Genomic DNA, 18,052 nt, shown 5'->3' on the forward strand with positions numbered 1-18,052 from the left:
AAATTTCTGTTCGCACGGCATAGATTGATTTGTGGCGAAGCCGCGCGATCTGAGTGCAGGATTAGAAAATCCCGCTTCTCGTCTCTAACTTCTAGAGACATCAATAACGTTGCGAAGAAGCAAGATGCCCCTGTTCGGGGCTTGAGAATTCAAGTGCACCAGAACATGCACCAATTAATACAACCAGGTATGCCACTCGTTTACGCGCTAGCACCAACGTCAGCTGGCACGCTTCAATAACTGCAGCATTTCACGGCTCAATTCGCTGGCAACTTGCGCCTGATCGAGGCCAACTACTTCGCCGTTATCGACAACTTGGCGGCCGTGTACGAAGCTTGCTTTCACTTTTACAGGTTCGCCGGCCATCACTGGAGCTAACGTGCGCGCATGCACTCCGTTGTATCGGTAATGCGCCAGATCGTAGACCACCAGATCCGCTGCGCGGCCAATCGCCAATTCACCTGTATTGTCCAAACCCAGCAATCTGGCGCCGTTTACGCTCGACCAATCCAGGCAGCGTTCCAGTGTTGTGGCGTCAGGTCCATGTACGGCCCGGTGCAGCAACCAGGACAGATTTGCCTCCTGAATCATGGAGGCAGACTCAGAAGATGCAGAGCCATCAACCCCCAGTGATACCGGCATGCCGGCCTTATCCATTGCGGTCACTGGCGCAATGCCGCTGCCAAGACGGCAATTGGAGGTTGGGCAATGGCTGATTCCGGTACCGGTTGCGGCCAGTTGCTCGATATCTGCCGTCGTGGCCTGTACCAGATGTGCAAACCAGACATCGGGCCCTAACCAGTCGCAACGGGCGGCATACTCGACGGCAGAACAGCCATGCAGCGCCTGGGCCTGGGATTCGTCGAAAGGGACTTCGAGAAGGTGGGAATGTAGTCGCAAGTCATGTTCGCGGGCGTAGGCCGCGAGTGCGCGTAGGTCCTCTGCCCTACTCGAGTGAATCAAACTGGTTGGCGCGACGACCAGCTTGCGCATGGCATTGGAGTGTGGCTGATGATAGCGGCTGCGGCTAGCGTCGATACGCTCGAGCATGGTATCGATATTTTCGGGGCGAATACCGGCCCGCGCCATGCCTTTATGTGAACCGGAGACGGTTGCACCGCCGCGACATAGCACGAGACGGATACCCAGATCCTCCGCCGCTTGCCACACCGCATCCTCCAGTTCCTCGGTAACGCCGGCATGGTAAAGGTAATGGTGGTCTGCGCAGGTGGTTCCTCCCGAGCGCAGCAATTCAGACAATCCCAATGTCGCGGCGAGATACATCAGCCGGGGAGTGAAGTGTGGCCAGAAGCGGTAAGGAACCGATGCCAACCACTCCCCTAGTCCCTGATTCAAGCCTTCGGGCACGCCTTTCAGTACAGACTGGGCAAGGTGGTGGTGGGTGTTGACGAGCCCCGGCAGTACAACACATTGACGGGCATCGATTAGCGTTTCGCCGGGTGCTGGAGCGAGATCCCGGCCCAGTTCTGCAATGTAGCCATTGGTAATTCTAAGGTCGGTCACATTCCCGGACTGGGGAGCATGAACCGCTTCTGCATTTTTGATCAGATAATCCACGTCTAAATTCCTTGGACAATTACAGACCAAGAGCAATGTCCAGGAACGACCCGACCGCTTCTACTCTGTCCGATGTTATTACGATTGATGCTGTGACGGAGGCCATGTATCGACAATTTAGTATCAAAAATTGACTATGGCCGCGCACCATTCTTGATCACGCGGGATACCATTTTCACAAGCTTCACCTGCGCATCATTTTCGCACTAGCTAGCGCACCAATTCGCGGCGCCCTACCTCTGTGTGCACCGATAGTGAGCATCGCAAGATAATCAAAACCGAACAATATCCTGAAAAACCCACAAATTACTGTCGTATCGGTCAATAAATATTAGTGGCACAGCATTTGCTAAGTCAATTGTGCGCACTTTAGCGTTGAGTATAAGCGGACAGGTAAGCCTCGCGGTTTGAGATACTCTACCCGGTCATTGCTCACGGCGTGATTCAAGAACCGGGTAGCTGCTGCTATCAGGAAGCTTGTTGCGGTGAGACCCAATACCTACCACTAAATCTGTCCGCAGGTCTGTCGCAGCAGTTTGCCCACCTTAATCGCACGTATCACGTCGGCCCCAATCAAATACATTGATATGGAGACAGATCATGCGTCTACTCAACTTTTCGAAGACCCTTGCGGGTTTTGTTTTGCTGCTGTGCTCACCGGCGCTGTGGGCTGCCGATAAAGTCACTTTTCAACTGGATTGGCTGCCGGGCGGGGATAAAGCGGCCGTTTACGTTGGTATTGCCAAGGGGTTCTTTGCTGACGAGGGGCTGGAAGTCGAGATCGCCCAGGGTCGAGGCAGCACTGACGCCATTACCAAGCTGGCTACCGGCCGATCCGATGTTGGCCTTGCAGATATCGGCGCCCTGCTCGCCGCCCGCGCGGAAAGCAATGTGGAAGTCAAAGCGGTGATGACCGTTTTCAGCGATGCGCCCCACGCGTTTTTCACCCTGGAGGATAGCGGTATCAACGGGGTAGCGGACATAGACGGCAAGCGCCTCGCCTCCTCCCCGTTCACTTCCTCCAATATGTTCCTGCCACTGCTGCTGGATATGAGCGGCCTTCCCGAAGACAGCGTGAAGCTCATTAAGGCGGATCCTGGCGCACTGAATCCTATGCTGGTGAACGGCGCTACCGATGCCATCATTGCCTGGGTAACGGACATCCCGAAATACCGGGCGCAAGCAGAAGGCGCGGGCAAGTCGATCAAGGTTATTCCCTGGTATAGCGCCGGCCTTTCAATCTACTCATCATCTCTGATCGCCAGTGAAACCTTTATTGACGAGCGACCGGACGTAGCCAAGCGCTTTGTACGCGCCTATAAAAAATCCATGGACTATACCTGGGCTAACCCGGAAGAGAGTGGTGCTGCTGTGCACACAGCGGTACCCGAAGTCGATGCATTAATTGCTGCCGAGACCATCAAATCCATCAAATCACTGGTGTACAACGACATCAGCGCAAAAGATGGACTTGGTGCTCTGGAAGCAAAACGCCTGGAAAAAACCTGGCAGATCGTCGCCAAAGCAAAAGGCTTGGACGCTGCGGCGCTGGACCCGGAAGCGGCAGTGAGTCGACAACTGCTGGACTGAGCTGGCTACTAAGGACGAAATAAAGAGCGCGAGCCGGGTGCGAGTGCCCGGCCCTACTGGAGAAAAAAATGAATCCTTACGTAACCTTGAAAGGCGTTGGGCATACTTACATTAGCGATGAAGGCAAGGCCATCAAGGCATTGCACGATGTGAACTTTGATATCAGTAAGCATGAATTTGTTGCCGTAGTTGGACCTTCCGGTTGTGGCAAGTCTACCCTGTTGCGACTCCTCACCGGTCTTCTGATCCCATCCGAAGGTGCCGTGGAAATGTTCGGCAAAGAAGTCGAAGGACCGCGGGATGAAACCGGGATCGTATTTCAAAAGCCCACGCTGTTACCATGGCTCAGCGTGAAAGAGAATGTCTTGTTTCCCATACGACATAAGCACGGGGCCGTAAAAACAGTGGATAAACGGCGAGCGGATGAACTGCTCGCGATGGCAGGACTGTCGGAATTTGCCGAACGCATGCCCGATGAGCTCTCTGGCGGTATGCAACAGCGTGTTGGTATCGTCCGCGCGCTACTTCTCGACCCTGAAATTCTAATTATGGACGAGCCTTTCTCGGCGCTTGATGCCCTGACTCGTGAGGAGATGGGTTTTGATCTGCTGAAAATTTGGCACGAGCGACCGAAAGCCGTTCTGTTTATTACCCACTCCATCTCAGAAGCGGTGCTACTTGCAGACCGTGTGCTGATCATGAGCGAGAGACCCGGAACCATCAGCGGTGAAATAGCCATCGACCTGCCGCGTCCCCGTTCCACGGCAACCATTCAGGACAGTCGCTTCGGTCGTTATACCGATGAAATCCGTCGATATATCTACCAGCCCCGTGACGCCGCCCCCGCGCCATCTATCGCAAAAGTAGTAAACCTATGACTCAGACAATCATGAATCCACAACGTCTCAAGCAGTTGCTGCCTATGGTGACGCTGCTCAGCATTGTCCCTCTCTGGGAAATTCTCTGTCGCACACTGTCGATACCCGATTATCTACTGCCCTCGCCCAGTCGAATAATAAATGCCTTTTACGAAGTGGATTCCGCTCGTTGGCTGGATCATCTGTGGGCGACATTGCGTGTTGCGGTATTGGGTTTTGGCCTCTCGATGCTGATCAGCTTTCCCCTGGCGGTCGCTATGGTCTGCTCTCGCTATATGACCAAGACACTGTATCCGCTTTTGGTCATTATTCAGTCGACCCCTGTGGTAGCGGTAGCGCCCCTGATTATTGTGATCTTCGGAACCGGGGACGCCCCGCGACTTACCATTACCTGCCTGATTACCTTCTTCCCGCTTGTGGTGGCCATGACGACGGGCATGCTGGAAACCCCAAGTGAGCTGATCGAGCTATCCCGCTCACTCCGGGCCGGTCGTCGCAAGGAGATACTGCAGATACGCCTGCCCTACGCCACGCCGCATATCTTCAGTGGTATGAAAGTCGCCATTACGCTCTCCATCATCGGTGCAGTCGTTGCGGAATTTGTCGCCGCGGAAAAAGGGCTGGGATATTTCATCCAGTTCTCGACATCCTTCTTTAAAGTGCCGCAGGCGTTTTCCTCTCTCATATTTTTGTCTGCGGTCAGTTTGGCACTGTTCAAGCTGGTGCAGTGGATTCAAAAGCGCTTCTTTAGCTGGAGTCTACCGAAGGATCAGCGCGTGTAAGCCAGATACTGGCTTTCCCGTTGCCATGTGCAGTTCAGTGACGGGTAATCAGGAGTAGAAGCGGCAGGTATCCCAACAGGAACCAGGCATTGCTCCATTAGCAATCGCGGCCGAACGGTCGCAACTTTTATGGAGACCACAATGACAACCAGTAACGTGCAATATGCACTGGATGAACTCAAGTTTGAATCAACACTCGGCGGATTAGGGGAGGAAGCCGAAAGCAGTATTATCCCGTTAATCGACCTGTCCGATTTTGAACAACGCCGTGAGGAAATTACCGAAGCCTTATGGCAAGCGGCCACTGAAGTTGGCTTTTTCCAGCTTTCGAATCACGGTATCCCGCTGCAACACATACAGAAAACGTTTCGCCTTTCCGAAGAATTCTTCGCACTCGACACGGGCGAGAAGCAGCAATATCCGCTCAAAGACGGGACAAATGCTGGATGGGAATACATGGCTCAGGTACGCCCTTCTACGGGGGTTGCTGACCGTAAGGAGTCCTACCAGATCACCCTGCCCAATATGACCAGACTTTGGCCCTCAGACGAGGTGCTACCCAACTTCCATAGCGATATGCTGGATTTTGAACGGCAGTGTTGGAAATTGGGAATGCAGGTCCTGTCCTGCTTTGCTGAGCGCCTGGGGTTCGACCGGGATTTCTTCACCCGGGCGCACCATCCGGAATCGGCTGAATACCAGAATACCTTGCGTCTGCTGCACTATCTGCCGATCGATAATCCGGAACAACTCGACGGAAAAAGCTGGCGCGCTGGTGCGCACACGGATTTTGACTGCCTAACGATGGTGTTTCAGCAGGAAAATCAGGGAGGACTACAGGTTTGCGGTGGCAAAGACGCGCGCAACCAGCTCGTTTGGTATCCCGTAATTCCGCAAAATGGCGTTATCACCTGTAACATTGGCGATATGTTGATGCGCTGGAGTGACGATGAGCTCAAGTCCACATTGCACCGTGTGAGGATGCCGCGTCCGGAAGAAGGACAGCATTCTCGTTACAGCATGGCCTACTTCTGCCAGGCGAATAAAGACATGATGATTCAAGGTCCCCAGAAACGCTATGCGCCGATCAGTGCGGCGGATTACTTGAAGCTTCGAATTAACGCGAACTTCGCAGACTCCAAGGGCTGATCTAACCGGGGCGCGTATTATGCGCCCTACTCCTATCCTATCTCATCCCCTCCCTTCACTACCTGCTTCTGGCGCGCTCTGATATTTCTTCTATCCTCACCACTAACAAAAACCCCGGCCAGTGGCCGGGGTAATGCTTAATTAAAGACTAAATTCGACAAACAGCTGAGGGTTCTTTTGATCCTGGCCGTCTACCCCGTACATATTCTTGCGGTAGTCGTATTCCAGGCCTGCGAAGAAAGTACCGGGATTGCCGAAGATTCCCCCCATATCCAGCTTCAATTTCGGTTGTAGCACGATTTTCATCGGCACATCCTGACCAAAATTGGTTTCCGTAGAGGTTTGCAGGTCAATGAACCCTTCCAGACTCATTTTCGTGTCACCCAGGGAAAACGGAATGCCCCAGGCACTGGCAAAATGGTAACTGGTATCTTCTTCCACACCGTACTTGTTTTTGCCGTTATCACGAACGTAAAGACCAGTGTCTATCCATGCATACCCCGGCAGGCGCCAGCGTACAGAGGAGCCGATCAGTAGATTGTCCACATTGGGCGACGCTGCATACTCCCAAGTCGTTGCCACATAGACATCCTTGATCAAACCTGCCTCGAATCCTTTACCACCGGTCAGGCTGAAATCCACATTCAGCTCGCCGTAGGAACTATCTTCGAGCGTTTCTTTATCATCGGTCTTGAAGCGATCGACAAAAAAGAAGCTTTTTCCCCAGTTATAGGACGCGGCATTGGCAAATGTCAGTACGCTGCCACTACCGTCTTCGCCACTAAATGGATTCAGGTATTCATTTGCAGATAACAGGGTTACAGATGTATTGCTCCAGGTAATTTCAGCCTGGGCACCACTTGCCAAAGTTACCAAGGAAAGCGCAGCCAGGGATTTTTTCATCATTTTCATGTTGATCCTCATAAATTGAGTATTCGCTTTATGAGACCCACATAAATACCTACCCGGAAATCTCCCTTAGAGATTTTCGACTAGGTACTTCACTCTTTATTGTTGGGCGCCAATTGGATGCGCGCCTAATAGGAAAATGATCAACCAGAAAAATAATACAGAAAGCTGTCCGATCGGACAACAGTTTTGAGGGTGCGTTTTTGTTGAACAATGATGACTTTCTTTTGCTGTTCGTATATTCAGGTCTATTTGAATAAATAATTTGACCGTACAGATCGGATTTATCCGATAACGTCGCAAATGGCAGCGCTCACGCCACGCATTGGCTGGTTTCACAGGGGACGGATGTGAAGATTGAGGATGTAAAAGCTTCACTGGAGGCAGATAAGAAATACAAAGTGGGTAAAATTCGGGAGCAGAATTACAAGGACATCTTAGAGGCGGCAAAGATAATCTTTGCCCAGTATGGCTACAAAGGCGCCAGTATGATGTCCATTGCCAATCAGGCTGGTCTCCCCAAAGCCAATATCCACTACTACTTCAAGAGTAAATCTCTACTGTACGCGGCGGTACTTGAGGAAATCATTAGCGAGTGGAACCGCAGTTTTGAAGTAACCGAAGACGATGATCCCCGGGATGCACTGGAATCTTACATCTTGAACAAGGTGCGGCAGTCCTGTGAAAACCCACTACCCTCCAAGCTTTTTGCTACGGAAATCATTGCCGGAGCGCCGTATTTGGATGAATACATACGCGGCAACATGCGCAAATGGTTCCGGCACAAGGTTGAAGTGATTAATAGTTGGATTGCGCAGGGAAAAATACAGCCGGTGGATCCGGAGTATTTGTTGTTCATGATTTGGTCATCCAGCCAGCACTACGGAGATTTTGAATCCCAGATCCTCAAGCTTCTGAACAAAGGTGAGTACGACGATACTGACATTGAGCGTATCGGCCGTTTTGTAGCCGAAATGATTCTTGCCAGGTGCGGCCTTACGCCCAGCTGGAAAGGCTGACCCCAATTTTTGCTCTATCGCAGTTCGCGTCCGGCGCTAGGCAAGTTCGCGGAGGTCGCCGCCCAGTTCCTGCTCCACCTTTTTCTTGATCTCCATGTGCGCCTCTTCCTGCCCTCTCTGCAACTTGCGGCGCAAAATAGCCGCTTCGAAGCGGCGCTTTTCGATTAATGTGATGGGTTCAAACTTGGGCACAGGAATGGGGCGTCCATCTTCTCCCAGTGCAACCATCGTGAAATAGCAGCTATTAGTGTGCCTGGTGGTCCGCTTGCGAATGTCTTCGGTAACCACCTTGATACCGATTTCCATTGAGGTATTGCCCGTGTAGTTTACGGACGCGAGGAAAGTCACCAGTTCCCCCACGTTGATCGACTCCCTAAATAGCACGCGGTCTACAGTCAGTGTAACCACATAGCAGCCGGCAAAACGGCTGGCACAGGCATAGGCCACTTTGTCCAGATAAGACAGCAGTTCACCACCGTGTACCTTGCCGGAAAAGTTGGCCATGTCTGGCGTCATCAAAACGCTCATGCTGAGCTGGTGATCTCGGGCTTCCATCTCAATCTCCCTCGTTCCTACCATTTGCCTCATGGTCTCTCCACTGTATCTGGCGATACGTCAGATCTGGATCCAGACGCTTCAAAGTAATCGATCTGCAAGATGCGGGCCTGCCGCGGAGATTATTTGCCTTGTATCTGGCCCAGGAAGTCAGGAATAGCAGACTCGAGCCAGTATTCTGGTCGCCACAAACTGCCGCTCACAAAACCCACATGCCCTCCCCGCTTGCTGATGGCGAGCTGAACACTTGGGCTTACCTCGCTGGAACCGGGAACCGCATCCGGACAGACAAATGGGTCATCCATTGCGTGAATAAGCAGGGTTGGACGTGCGATATTCTTCAGGAAGGGGCGGCTCGACGCCCTCGTGTAATAGTCGTCTACGCCCTGAAACCCATGCAGTGGGGCCGTAAAGTGGTCATCGAAGTTGCGAAAATTGCTGAAATAGCGCGCTTGATTCAGCGGAGGCATGGCCTTGGCCAGCGCTGGATCCTGCGCTTTACGTCCCAGGCTTTCCTTCAGGCTTGTAAGCAGGTGGCGCTGGTAAACCTTGGAAAAGCCCAGGTTCATTCTGCGACTGGAAAGGTGAAGGTCCAATGGGGCTGAAACGGATACCGCTGCGCTCAGCGGGCTGCCCTCCCCGTCTTCCCCCAGCCATTTCAACAAGACGTTACCGCCCAAGGAATAGCCTACGGCCATCAACGGTGTGTTGGGATAATGCTCGCGTAATTGGGTCGCGAGCCATCGGGGGTCTTCGCTGTCGCCACTGTGGTAGGCCCGAGGCAACTGGTTAGGAATGCCGCCGCAACCGCGAAAGTGCATTACTGCGACCTGAAATTTGGTACCCATCAATACCTGCATCAGGCCCTGTACGTAGGGAGATTCTACAGAACCTTCCAACCCATGCAGTATCAGGACAATCGGCCTTTCCCGGTTATCGCAAAGAGGCGTGGGGGTATGCAGGGCCAGGCGGTCCTGATCCGGGGTGGTAAACCATTGGAGCTGGGTACGAATCCAGGGCCTGGGCCGGTGATAGCGAGAGAAAATGGTCTGCAGATGGCAGTTTCCGAGGCCTATCCCAGGTTGAAAATGATTGATCAGGCTCTTCTCTTTGCCGGTATCGAAAGCAGTGTGACTCAATGTAAAACGGCCCTTGCTGAAAATAACCGCGATGAATGCGGTGAAGGGCCGAAAGCCTAACCTTGTGGCCGGTAAGTTACCAGAGGACTAAACGGATTTACCGGCAGGTTCCGGCGAAGTTACTTTTTCATAAAAACGGTATTCTCCACCCGTCATGATCAGGTAGACGACATAAGGCTCGAAATCCCCACCCCGGTACATGCCCGGGCTTCCTTGAGGCATACCCGGGACGGCCAGCCCGATACTGTCTTTGGGTGGATCGGACAGGAATTTCCGAATCAGACGCGCGGGTACATGCCCTTCAAAAACATACTGGTTACGCCATACACCGGTGTGGCATCCCTGCATGCTGGGCGGCACCCCCCACTTCTGTTTGACACTGGCAGTATCCAGGCCGTTTTCGCTGCCGACGTTAATCGCATTCTGCTGCAGGTGCGTGATCCAGTCTTTACAGCAGAGGCAAAACGGCGACTTGTATACGACCATGTCCTCTTTGTGACTGGGCTGATCGCCACTGCCGTTTGTACCTCCGGGCGCGCTGCCGCTGGTGCTGCAGGCGGAAAGTCCGTAGGCCATAAACGCAAAAACGGCGGCTTTAAAAAACAATGAGGCACTCACCCTCAGGTCAAGGTACTTCGGCATAGAAAATCGCATAGTGATGATTATTGTCCGTCCAGTATTGCTTGGTGTTAAAGCCTGTTTCCTGCAGCAGTGCCTGCAGTCCAGGTAAGGTGTATTTATGGCTGTTCTCGGTATGGATGGTTTCACCTTCGGTAAAATGAAACTGTGTGCCCGCCACTTCGACGCTCTGCGCCGCCAGGCTCACCAGATGCATTTCCACGCGCTGGCGCAAGCTGTGATAGAAAGCCCGGTGCGCAAACGCATCGATATCAAAATTGCCCTGCAGTTCACTATTAATACGGTGCAGTAGGTTTTTATTGAAGGCTTCCGTAACGTGGTTGCTGTCGTGATAGGCCCGCTCCAATACCACAGAATCTTTTACCAAATCCGCGCCTATCAGCAGGCCATCGCCGCTGGACAATTGTGCGGAAAATTGACACAGCAGCTCGCGGGCTTTTTCAGGCGTGAAATTGCCAATGGTTGACCCGGGGAAAAACAGGACCTTGCGATAGTGACTCTTTGGCAGGGAGTCCCAGGCCGCCGGATCGGTGAAATCGCCAATCACCGGTACGACTTCCAATTGCGGTAGCTGCCCTTGAATCCTGCGCTGGGCCGCAAGAAGGATTTCCGGGGATATATCCAGGGGGTAATAGGCTACTGGCTCGGACATGGCGGCGAGCAGCGGCTCGGCCTTTTCACAGTTGCCTGCCCCTGGTTCCAGTAATACGACCTCCGGCCCCAGGGCCTGCGCTATCTCTGGTAATCGGTACTCGAAAATTTGCCCTTCGGTACGGGTAAGGTAGTAGTCGTCAAGTTCGCAAATCGCCTCAAATAACTTGGAGCCGGCTTCGTCATACAAATATTTACACGGCAGTGTTTTCTGCCGGGCAGACAGCCCTGCCACTACATCTTGTGCGAACTGTTGTCGCTGCTGGTCCAATTGAGTGGACGCTTGATGCCATGCCTTCCCTGCTTTGTCTGCCACGGTCGCTGCCAAATTCACTATATGTCTCCCGCCAGTCGAATCCCGGAAAATTGCCAGGCTTGGTGAGGATAGAAGAAATTGCGGTAACTGATTCGGATATGGCTGCGCGGTGTCACGCAGGAGCCGCCCCGCAGAACCATCTGGTTGCACATGAATTTGCCGTTGTATTCGCCGACCGCATCTGTGCTGGCTTTGTAGCCCGGATAAGGTTGATAGGCGCTGGAGGTCCACTGCCAGGCGTTGCCCAGGAGTTGTAAATTGCCATCGCTATCTGTCTCGGTCAGTGGCTGAAAACTTCGGTTTTCAAGCATTTTTGCCTGTTGTGCCGCATTCTTCTGACAGTGCAGCCAGGCGGCAATTTCCCACTCAAACTCTGTCGGTAGTCGCTGGCCCGCCCAGCTGGCGAAGGCATCGGCCTCGTAGAAATTGAGGTGACAGACTGGTGCCTGCAAGTCGAGTGGCTGCAATCCCGCCAGGGTAAATTCAAACCATTCCCCGTCAATTTCCCGCCAATACAGTGGTGCCTGCAGGGCGTCACCCTGTTGTCGCCGCTCTTGCCAGGCTTGTTGCACATGGCTCCAGCCATCGGATAGCCACAGGCGAGGTTCTTCATAGCCGCCGTCCTGCAGGAACTCAAGATATTCCCCGTTGGTGGCAAGACGAGATGCGATACGAAAAGCCTGCTGAAAACGCTGGTGCGCCGGGCCTTCGTTGTCGTAACTGAAAAACTCTCCATCACACCCTAGGGTGTAGTTGTCCTCGGGCACCTGCAACCATCGCAGCGGTGCAGCGGTATCTGCTCCTTCACTGTCCCACGCGAGATCTTCCCGGTAGGCTGGTGCCAGCGGATTCATGGAAAGTGCGTGTTTGATATCCGTGAGCAGTAATTCCTGATGTTGCTGCTCATGGTGGATTCCGAGTTCCAGCAGTTGGGCATGGCCTGCCGTGACATCTTCCTCTGTCAGCCACTGCTCCACGGCCCGATCGACCTGCGCCCGGTAGGCATAGACCTGTTCGATGGACGGACGAGAAAGTAGCCCTCTTTGGGGGCGGGCAAAAGGCTTGCCGAGAGAGTTGTAGTAGGAATTGAACAGTTGGTGGTAGGCGGGATCGTAGACGTAATAATCGGGGAGATATTGACGCAAAATGAAGGTTTCAAAAAACCAGCTGGTATGCGCGAGGTGCCATTTTGTGGGGCTGGCATCGGGCATGGACTGCAGTTGCATATCTTCCGCCGTCAGCGGGTCGGTGAGACCTTCGGTTTCGCTCCGTACCTGCTGGAAGTGGCTGAGTAGTGCGGCTCGCTCATCCAGGGAAAGCTCCCGAGCCTCGTCTTGCCCCAAGTGCTCAGATCCAGTGCTTTGCGATACTGATGAACCAGCTTCTGTTATCAGACTCATCCCTTAGCTCGGTCGACGGCGGTGACTGTTATTGATCATACAACCATTGTGGCGAATTCCCATGACAATGCCGGTGCAGGCGAAGGAATCCGCGCCACGAATTTTCCTTACATTTCCCTCGGGCACAAAAAAGGGCCGGCGAAGCCGACCCTTTTGTTGTCTGTCACAATATCTGTGATCAGAAGCGCACGGTGAAGTCTGCACCGTACATGCGCGGCATAAAGCGCCATGCAGGGCTGGCACCAATGGCTGCACCGGTACCGCCGTAGCCGCCAGCGATTTCTTCGTCGGTTACGTTCTGCACCCACAGGGCCGCAGAGTAACGATCGGAAGCGCTGTTCCAGCCGGCGCGCAGGTTCATCAGCTGGTAGTCCGGGATAACCCGGGCCGGGTCGCTGATGGAGCCAACACGTTCGTCGGTCCAGTTGTAGTCGCCACGCAGCACAACGTTACTACCACTGGTCAGATCCCAGGTGTATTCCGCCATGATGTTGAACTTGTTCTCCGGGGTGCCAACGCGGGGCTGACCTACGCGAGAATGGGTTTCCTCTGTCTCACCGATGGATTCGATGATCTGGTAACGGGTGTACTCGGTATCCAGGAAAGAGTAGTTACCAGCGATAAACAGGTTATCGGTGGCGGCCCACTGGACTTCAAACTCAGCACCCTGCCCTTCGGCATCGGCATTACGCAGGTAGTAGTTGGGGATAGGCGCGCCTACCAGGTCCAGCTGCTGCAGGTTCTTGTAGTCATACGCGAACACAGATGCGTTGAAGCGCACGGCATTGTCGAACAGGCTGCTCTTCAGGCCAATTTCGAGGTTGGTAACACCTTCCTGGTCGAAGGACGGATCGATGCCCGGTGCTGCACTGAAGCTGTTGAAACCACCAGCTTTGAAGCCGTCAGCCACGGAGATGAAGGTCATCACGTCGTCGTTCCAGCGGTAATCCAGAACCAGACGGCCAGACAGGTCACTCCAGGAGTCGCTCAGATCCTGATTCAGGTCAGCAACGCCATTGTTGTTAAATGCCATACCGAAACGCGGTGCAGGGATGGCGCCAACCGGGATGCTTGGAATCGGCAGCTGACCAATGACGCTACCATCCGGCCCCATGATATCGACCATGCCGCCGGCCAGTGCCAGTGGCAGTGTGTTCTGGTAAGAGCTGACGATGGAGAAGTCTTTCTCATCGGCGGTGTAACGCGCGCCGACGGTCAGGTCCAACTTGTCAGTCAGGCTCCAGGTGGCGTCACCGTAGATCGCCGCTGAGCGATAGTCGCCCTTGTTCAGTACAGATTCGGTCCAGGGGGTGTCGGCCATTACCCAGGGGGTGATGCCGGCCATCAACTGAGCGGCCATCTGCTCACGGTTCAGCATGCTCGCAGGCACTGGTGAGCCCATTTGTTGCAGCAGCGCGTCCGCTTGTCCAGATTGCACCATCAGGTCGTATACGAAGGTCGCAACAGCCGCACCTTCCAGACCGCCAGCGATCATTGCCTGGCGCTGCTGGTAAGCCATGTCTTCCACCTGCGTGGTGGTCAGATCCAGACCCAGTGCTTCTACCTGCGCTTTTACGCCCTCGTAGACGGCGAAAGATTCCAGAGAGCCAGCAGTGAAGTAAGCGTCGGTGGTGTGTTCCAGCTCTTCGCGAGAGTAAGAAGCACCCAGAGTCCACTTCAGCGTGTCGGTGGCGCCGTTCAGACGGAATTCTTGAGAGAACTGGGTCTGATCGTCGAAGTTGGCAGAGCCAAACATGTAATCCGGGTTCGCGGTGCCGTCCTCGTCCTGCTGCAGGTGGGCTTCAAAGCCGCGGTAAGCAGTGATGGAGGTGAAGGTCACGTTTTCAAAATCGTGCACCACGGAGACAGAGGTACCCCAGGAATCACGATCTTCAATGGTCGGGGTGTCCAGCGCGTAGTCACCAAACACGTCAGTGCCACCGGCTTCCGCCTGCAGAGACGGAACGATGGAGGTACGCAGTGCGCTACCCTGATCCATTACGCCGTACTCAGCACGCCACAGAACCTCGGTATCCGCGGTAGGCTCCCACAGCAAAGAGGCACGGTAAGTCTGGGTGTCAATGTTGCCAACTTCGAAATCTCCAGCCTTGTTATCGGCAAAAGAATCGCGGCGGTTGGTCGACGCAGTGAAGCGACCGTACAGGTTATCGGTCAGCTGGCGATTGAGCAGCAGGTCGGTGGACTGACGGCCATAATTACCTGCGGTCAGGTTCAATTCGGTGGTGTCGTCTGCCTGCGGCTTCTTGGAAATGATATGGATGGCGCCGCCAGTAGCGTTACGGCCGAACAGGGTTCCCTGCGGGCCTTTGAGTACCTCGACACGCTCGATATCTGCCAGCGGCACTTCAGCGCCTGCGCCACGACCGGTGTAAACGCCGTCAACGTAAACGGCTACCGCAGGGTCAGAACCCACGGTGAAGTCACCGGTTTCGATACCGCGCACGCTGTAGGTAGGCTGCAGCGGGGTATCGTTGTTCATTTCAACGCCCGGGGTAAATTTACCCAGGTCGGTCAGGTTTTTTACGCCCATGGCCTTCATGCTGTCGCCGGTGAAAGCAGAAATGGCAATTGGAACGTCTTGCAGGTTTTCCGCACGCTTCTGTGCGGTTACCACAACTTCTTCAATCTCCGCCGCAGAAGCAGCACCGCTCAGTGCGGTAAAGGCAATGGCAGCAGAGAGAGTGGACAGGGTGAAGGACCGGTTTTTACCGGACTGGTCGGCGTTGTACATCATCGCGTCCTCGCGTTTTAGTTATATGAAAAGCGTGATGGAAAATGGTCATTTTGGATAGTTATGTTCGGCCATCTTACGGGTACTAGTGTCCTAAGAAAAGCTTGTGGTGACCTTTTTCTTGTGACTGGTCAGTTTTCGTAACGCGAAATGTGAACTAGTGCGCCACGTTGGCATTTTATTCAACCAAAACAGCGATATTGTGACCAGACTAAGTCCTTCGGTAACCATTATTCCCCCGGTCAGCACTGGTACACTCTTACCGGGTTGACACCGGTACGTTAGTCCTCGAAGTCCTAAAATAACGATTTTGCTTTTTACCCGAGAGATTCTGCGATGATCAAAAGCACCCCCTGGCCAAGGCGTATTGTGAAAGCGCTCATTGCCACCACTGTCCTCTTATCGCTAGTTGCGATCGCCACCTGGCTTTGGCTGCGACAGAGCCTTCCCCTGCTCGAAGGGGAGCTGCAAACGGGCCAACTGGAGCGCCCAGTTCGCATCGAGCGCGATGCCCAGGGCGTGGCCTTTATTACCGCCGAGACCCGCAACGACAGTGCCTTTGCACTCGGGTTTCTGCACGCCCAGGAGCGTTTCTTCCAGATGGATCTGCTGCGACGCAATTCCGCCGGCGAACTGTCGGAGCTGGTAGGTGAAGCGGCCCTGGAGCACGATCAGGAAGTACGTCGCCATCAGTTCCGGGAGCGGGCCAAGCGCAACATTGCGGCCATGCCCCAGGACCAGCAGCAGATTCTCAAGCACTACGCCAACGGGGTTAACTACGGCTTGTCGCAGCTGGGCGCCGCCCCCTGGGAATACGCCCTGCTCCGCCAGGAGCCTCGCGCTTGGGACACCGCCGATAGCTTGCTGACCATTTTCAGCATGTACATGACCCTGCAAAGCACCACCGGTAATTTTGAGTTGCGCGACAACGCGCTGGCGGAGTTGCTGCCAGACGATCTTTATGCGTTTTTCGTACCCAAGGGCGGCATCTGGGATGCGCCGTTAATCGGTGACGCGCGCGAAGCTGTCGCGCTTCCCGCGACCAACATTGCCGCGCTGGTAGAAGATGGTGAGCCAATGGCTTACCAGAAGATGGAAAGCGAAGACATGATCTTCGGCAGTAACAACTGGGTTGTGGGTGGTGCCCTGACCGAGCACGGCGGCGCCATTGTTGCCGACGATATGCACCTCGCGATTACGGTACCCAATATCTGGTTCCGTGCGGGCTGGAAGGTGCCGGGTACGGATTTTGAAATGCGTGGCGCCACCCTCCCTGGCGGCCCGATTATCGTGGCTGGCAGCAACGGAAAAGTAGCCTGGGGCTTCACAAATACCACGGCGGATTGGGGTGACCTGATTCCCCTGGAGTTATCCGAAGATGGCAACCAATACCGTACGCCGGAAGGCTGGCGGGACTTCGACATTGTCGAGGAGGAGATTGCCATTAGTGGAAAGCCGGCTGCCAGCGTGGAGATTCGCAAAACCATCTGGGGCCCGGTTGTCGCAGAAGACCATAAGGGTAACCCCCTCGCCTACCGCTGGGTCGCCCACGACCTGCGTGGCGCGAATATGAACATCCTGAAATTGGAAACGGTTTCCAGCACCCGCGAAGCGATGGATCTGGCACCTGAACTGGGTATTCCCCACCAGAACTTCGTGATCGGCGACAGTCAGGGCAATATCGGCTGGACTGTTGCTGGCCCAATTCCCCGCCGTGTCGGGCTTGATGGCAGCCGTTCGGTTAGCTGGGCAGATGGCTCCGCCTACTGGGACGGATACCTGAGTGCCGCAGAGCAGCCCCAGGTGTACAACCCGCCATCCCACCGGATCTGGACGGCAAATTCCCGCACCATGGACGGGGAATACCTCCGAGTAATGGGTGACGGCGGTTATGCCCTCGGCGCCCGTCAACAACAGATTCGCGACGATCTGTTCGCTCGCGAGACGTTCACTGAGCAAGACTTGCTGGATATTCAGCTGGACGATCGCGCGGTATTCCTCAGCCGCTGGCAGGAACAGCTCGCCACATTACTCGATGGGGTTGATGGCTACGATGCGATACGTGAGCAGGTCATCGATTGGGGCGGTCGCGCGAGTGCTGACTCCGTCGGCTACCGCATCGTGCGCAACTTCCGCCTGCGCTTTATTGATCTGTCTACGGCACCGGTACTCACCTACATGCGCCGTTATGATCCGGAGTTTAAATTTGGCCGTGTAAACCGCCAGGTGGAATATCCGGCATGGGAAATGCTCGCCAATGAGCCGGCACACCTGCTTAACCCGGAATTCGAATCCTGGGAAGCGCTGAAGCTGGCCGCACTGGATCGCGTTCTCGAAGATATGGCTGAGGGCGGGTTGGATCTGGAGCAGCAGACCTGGGGTGTTCAGAATGCGGCAAAAATTCAACACCCGCTGGGACGAGCGGTGAGTGCGGTCAACTGGTTTACCGCCATGCCCGCAGACCACCTGCCCGGTGACTCCCACATGCCCAGGTTCCAGTCTTCCACCAATGGTGCTTCCGAGCGCATGGTGGTGGCACCCGGCCATGAGGAATCGGGTATTTTCCATATGGCGACAGGTCAGAGCGCCCACCCGCTCTCCCCTTTCTTCGGCAATGGCCATCTGGACTGGGTGCAGGGTAATCCTTCGCCAATGAAGGAACAGGCGGTGACCTACACACTGACCCTGCAGTAAT

At 54.5% G+C, this 18,052-nt stretch carries 14 protein-coding genes; 6 read left to right on the plus strand and 8 right to left on the minus strand.

Annotated elements, in window-relative coordinates; all coding sequences use genetic code 11:
* Nucleotides 1-219: 219 nt before the first annotated feature.
* Nucleotides 220-1,578, minus strand: coding sequence for an amidohydrolase family protein (locus M0G74_RS05945; protein WP_248215587.1), 1,359 nt, complete (start codon nt 1,576-1,578; stop codon nt 220-222).
* A gap of 600 nt (nt 1,579-2,178) precedes the next feature.
* Here M0G74_RS05945 and M0G74_RS05950 point away from each other — a divergent pair.
* The 4 genes from M0G74_RS05950 (at nt 2,179) to M0G74_RS05965 (ending at nt 5,977) form a co-directional block, all read left to right on the plus strand.
* The gene (locus M0G74_RS05950) at nt 2,179-3,168 is read left to right on the plus strand and encodes an ABC transporter substrate-binding protein (protein WP_248215589.1); all 990 of its coding nucleotides are present in this window, start codon (nt 2,179-2,181) and stop codon (nt 3,166-3,168) included.
* A 68-nt stretch (nt 3,169-3,236) separates the two neighbouring features.
* Nucleotides 3,237-4,046, plus strand: coding sequence for an ABC transporter ATP-binding protein (locus M0G74_RS05955; RefSeq protein ID WP_248215590.1), 810 nt, complete (start codon nt 3,237-3,239; stop codon nt 4,044-4,046).
* On the plus strand, nt 4,043-4,828 hold the full coding sequence (locus M0G74_RS05960; protein ID WP_248215592.1) for an ABC transporter permease: 786 nt from the start codon (nt 4,043-4,045) through the stop codon (nt 4,826-4,828). The genes M0G74_RS05955 and M0G74_RS05960 overlap by 4 nt, the downstream gene beginning before the upstream one ends.
* 141 nt (nt 4,829-4,969) lie before the next feature.
* Nucleotides 4,970-5,977: a 2-oxoglutarate and iron-dependent oxygenase domain-containing protein gene (locus M0G74_RS05965; protein ID WP_248215595.1), complete on the plus strand. Its 1,008-nt coding sequence runs from the start codon at nt 4,970-4,972 to the stop codon at nt 5,975-5,977.
* A 141-nt stretch (nt 5,978-6,118) separates the two neighbouring features.
* On the opposite strand, the gene M0G74_RS05970 is transcribed toward M0G74_RS05965, so the two are convergent.
* Nucleotides 6,119-6,889: an outer membrane protein OmpK gene (locus tag M0G74_RS05970; protein ID WP_248215597.1), complete on the minus strand. Its 771-nt coding sequence runs from the start codon at nt 6,887-6,889 to the stop codon at nt 6,119-6,121.
* A 347-nt stretch (nt 6,890-7,236) separates the two neighbouring features.
* Here M0G74_RS05970 and M0G74_RS05975 point away from each other — a divergent pair, with 347 nt between their 5' ends.
* Nucleotides 7,237-7,905, plus strand: a complete 669-nt coding sequence (locus tag M0G74_RS05975) for a TetR/AcrR family transcriptional regulator (RefSeq protein WP_201276811.1) — start codon at nt 7,237-7,239, stop codon at nt 7,903-7,905.
* A 36-nt stretch (nt 7,906-7,941) separates the two neighbouring features.
* Here M0G74_RS05975 and M0G74_RS05980 read toward each other — a convergent pair whose 3' ends face one another.
* The 6 genes from M0G74_RS05980 to M0G74_RS06005 form a co-directional block, all read right to left on the minus strand.
* A complete protein-coding gene (locus M0G74_RS05980; RefSeq protein ID WP_248215600.1) occupies nt 7,942-8,460 on the minus strand; it encodes an acyl-CoA thioesterase in 519 nt (172 codons plus the stop codon).
* 122 nt (nt 8,461-8,582) lie between these two features.
* Nucleotides 8,583-9,599, minus strand: a complete 1,017-nt coding sequence (locus tag M0G74_RS05985) for a hydrolase (RefSeq protein ID WP_248215604.1) — start codon at nt 9,597-9,599, stop codon at nt 8,583-8,585.
* Nucleotides 9,600-9,686: 87 nt separating this feature from the next.
* Nucleotides 9,687-10,241, minus strand: a complete 555-nt coding sequence (locus M0G74_RS05990; RefSeq protein WP_248215606.1) for a DUF411 domain-containing protein — start codon at nt 10,239-10,241, stop codon at nt 9,687-9,689.
* Entirely contained in the window at nt 10,225-11,223 is a 999-nt protein-coding gene (egtD, locus tag M0G74_RS05995; RefSeq protein ID WP_248215607.1) for an L-histidine N(alpha)-methyltransferase, read from the minus strand. Before egtD ends, M0G74_RS05990 begins: the two co-directional genes overlap by 17 nt.
* Entirely contained in the window at nt 11,223-12,605 is a 1,383-nt protein-coding gene (gene egtB, locus M0G74_RS06000; protein ID WP_248215609.1) for an ergothioneine biosynthesis protein EgtB, read from the minus strand. The genes egtD and egtB overlap by 1 nt, the downstream gene beginning before the upstream one ends.
* A 178-nt stretch (nt 12,606-12,783) precedes the next feature.
* Nucleotides 12,784-15,360 carry a TonB-dependent receptor gene (locus M0G74_RS06005; protein ID WP_248215610.1) on the minus strand — a complete coding sequence of 859 codons (2,577 nt, stop codon included), beginning with the start codon at nt 15,358-15,360 and terminating at the stop codon, nt 12,784-12,786.
* Between the two features lie 333 nt (nt 15,361-15,693).
* Here M0G74_RS06005 and M0G74_RS06010 point away from each other — a divergent pair, with 333 nt between their 5' ends.
* Nucleotides 15,694-18,051, plus strand: coding sequence for a penicillin acylase family protein (locus M0G74_RS06010; protein WP_248215614.1), 2,358 nt, complete (start codon nt 15,694-15,696; stop codon nt 18,049-18,051).
* Nucleotide 18,052 lies beyond the last annotated feature (1 nt).

The sequence above is a fragment of the Microbulbifer sp. CAU 1566 genome (assembly GCF_023156515.1).
Lineage (GTDB): Bacteria > Pseudomonadota > Gammaproteobacteria > Pseudomonadales > Cellvibrionaceae > Microbulbifer.

What these genes read in the sequence shown, in the direction of transcription:
- egtB (WP_248215609.1), bottom strand. Translation starts at nt 12,605, where the DNA reads ATGAGTCTGATAACAGAAGCTGGTTCATCAGTATCGCAAAGCACTGGA.
- M0G74_RS05955 (WP_248215590.1), top strand. Translation starts at nt 3,237, where the DNA reads ATGAATCCTTACGTAACCTTGAAAGGCGTTGGGCATACTTACATTAGC.
- M0G74_RS05960 (WP_248215592.1), top strand. Translation starts at nt 4,043, where the DNA reads ATGACTCAGACAATCATGAATCCACAACGTCTCAAGCAGTTGCTGCCT.
- M0G74_RS06005 (WP_248215610.1), bottom strand. Translation starts at nt 15,360, where the DNA reads ATGATGTACAACGCCGACCAGTCCGGTAAAAACCGGTCCTTCACCCTG.
- M0G74_RS05970 (WP_248215597.1), bottom strand. Translation starts at nt 6,889, where the DNA reads ATGAAAATGATGAAAAAATCCCTGGCTGCGCTTTCCTTGGTAACTTTG.
- M0G74_RS05965 (WP_248215595.1), top strand. Translation starts at nt 4,970, where the DNA reads ATGACAACCAGTAACGTGCAATATGCACTGGATGAACTCAAGTTTGAA.
- M0G74_RS05990 (WP_248215606.1), bottom strand. Translation starts at nt 10,241, where the DNA reads ATGCCGAAGTACCTTGACCTGAGGGTGAGTGCCTCATTGTTTTTTAAA.
- M0G74_RS05950 (WP_248215589.1), top strand. Translation starts at nt 2,179, where the DNA reads ATGCGTCTACTCAACTTTTCGAAGACCCTTGCGGGTTTTGTTTTGCTG.
- M0G74_RS05980 (WP_248215600.1), bottom strand. Translation starts at nt 8,460, where the DNA reads ATGGAAGCCCGAGATCACCAGCTCAGCATGAGCGTTTTGATGACGCCA.
- M0G74_RS06010 (WP_248215614.1), top strand. Translation starts at nt 15,694, where the DNA reads ATGATCAAAAGCACCCCCTGGCCAAGGCGTATTGTGAAAGCGCTCATT.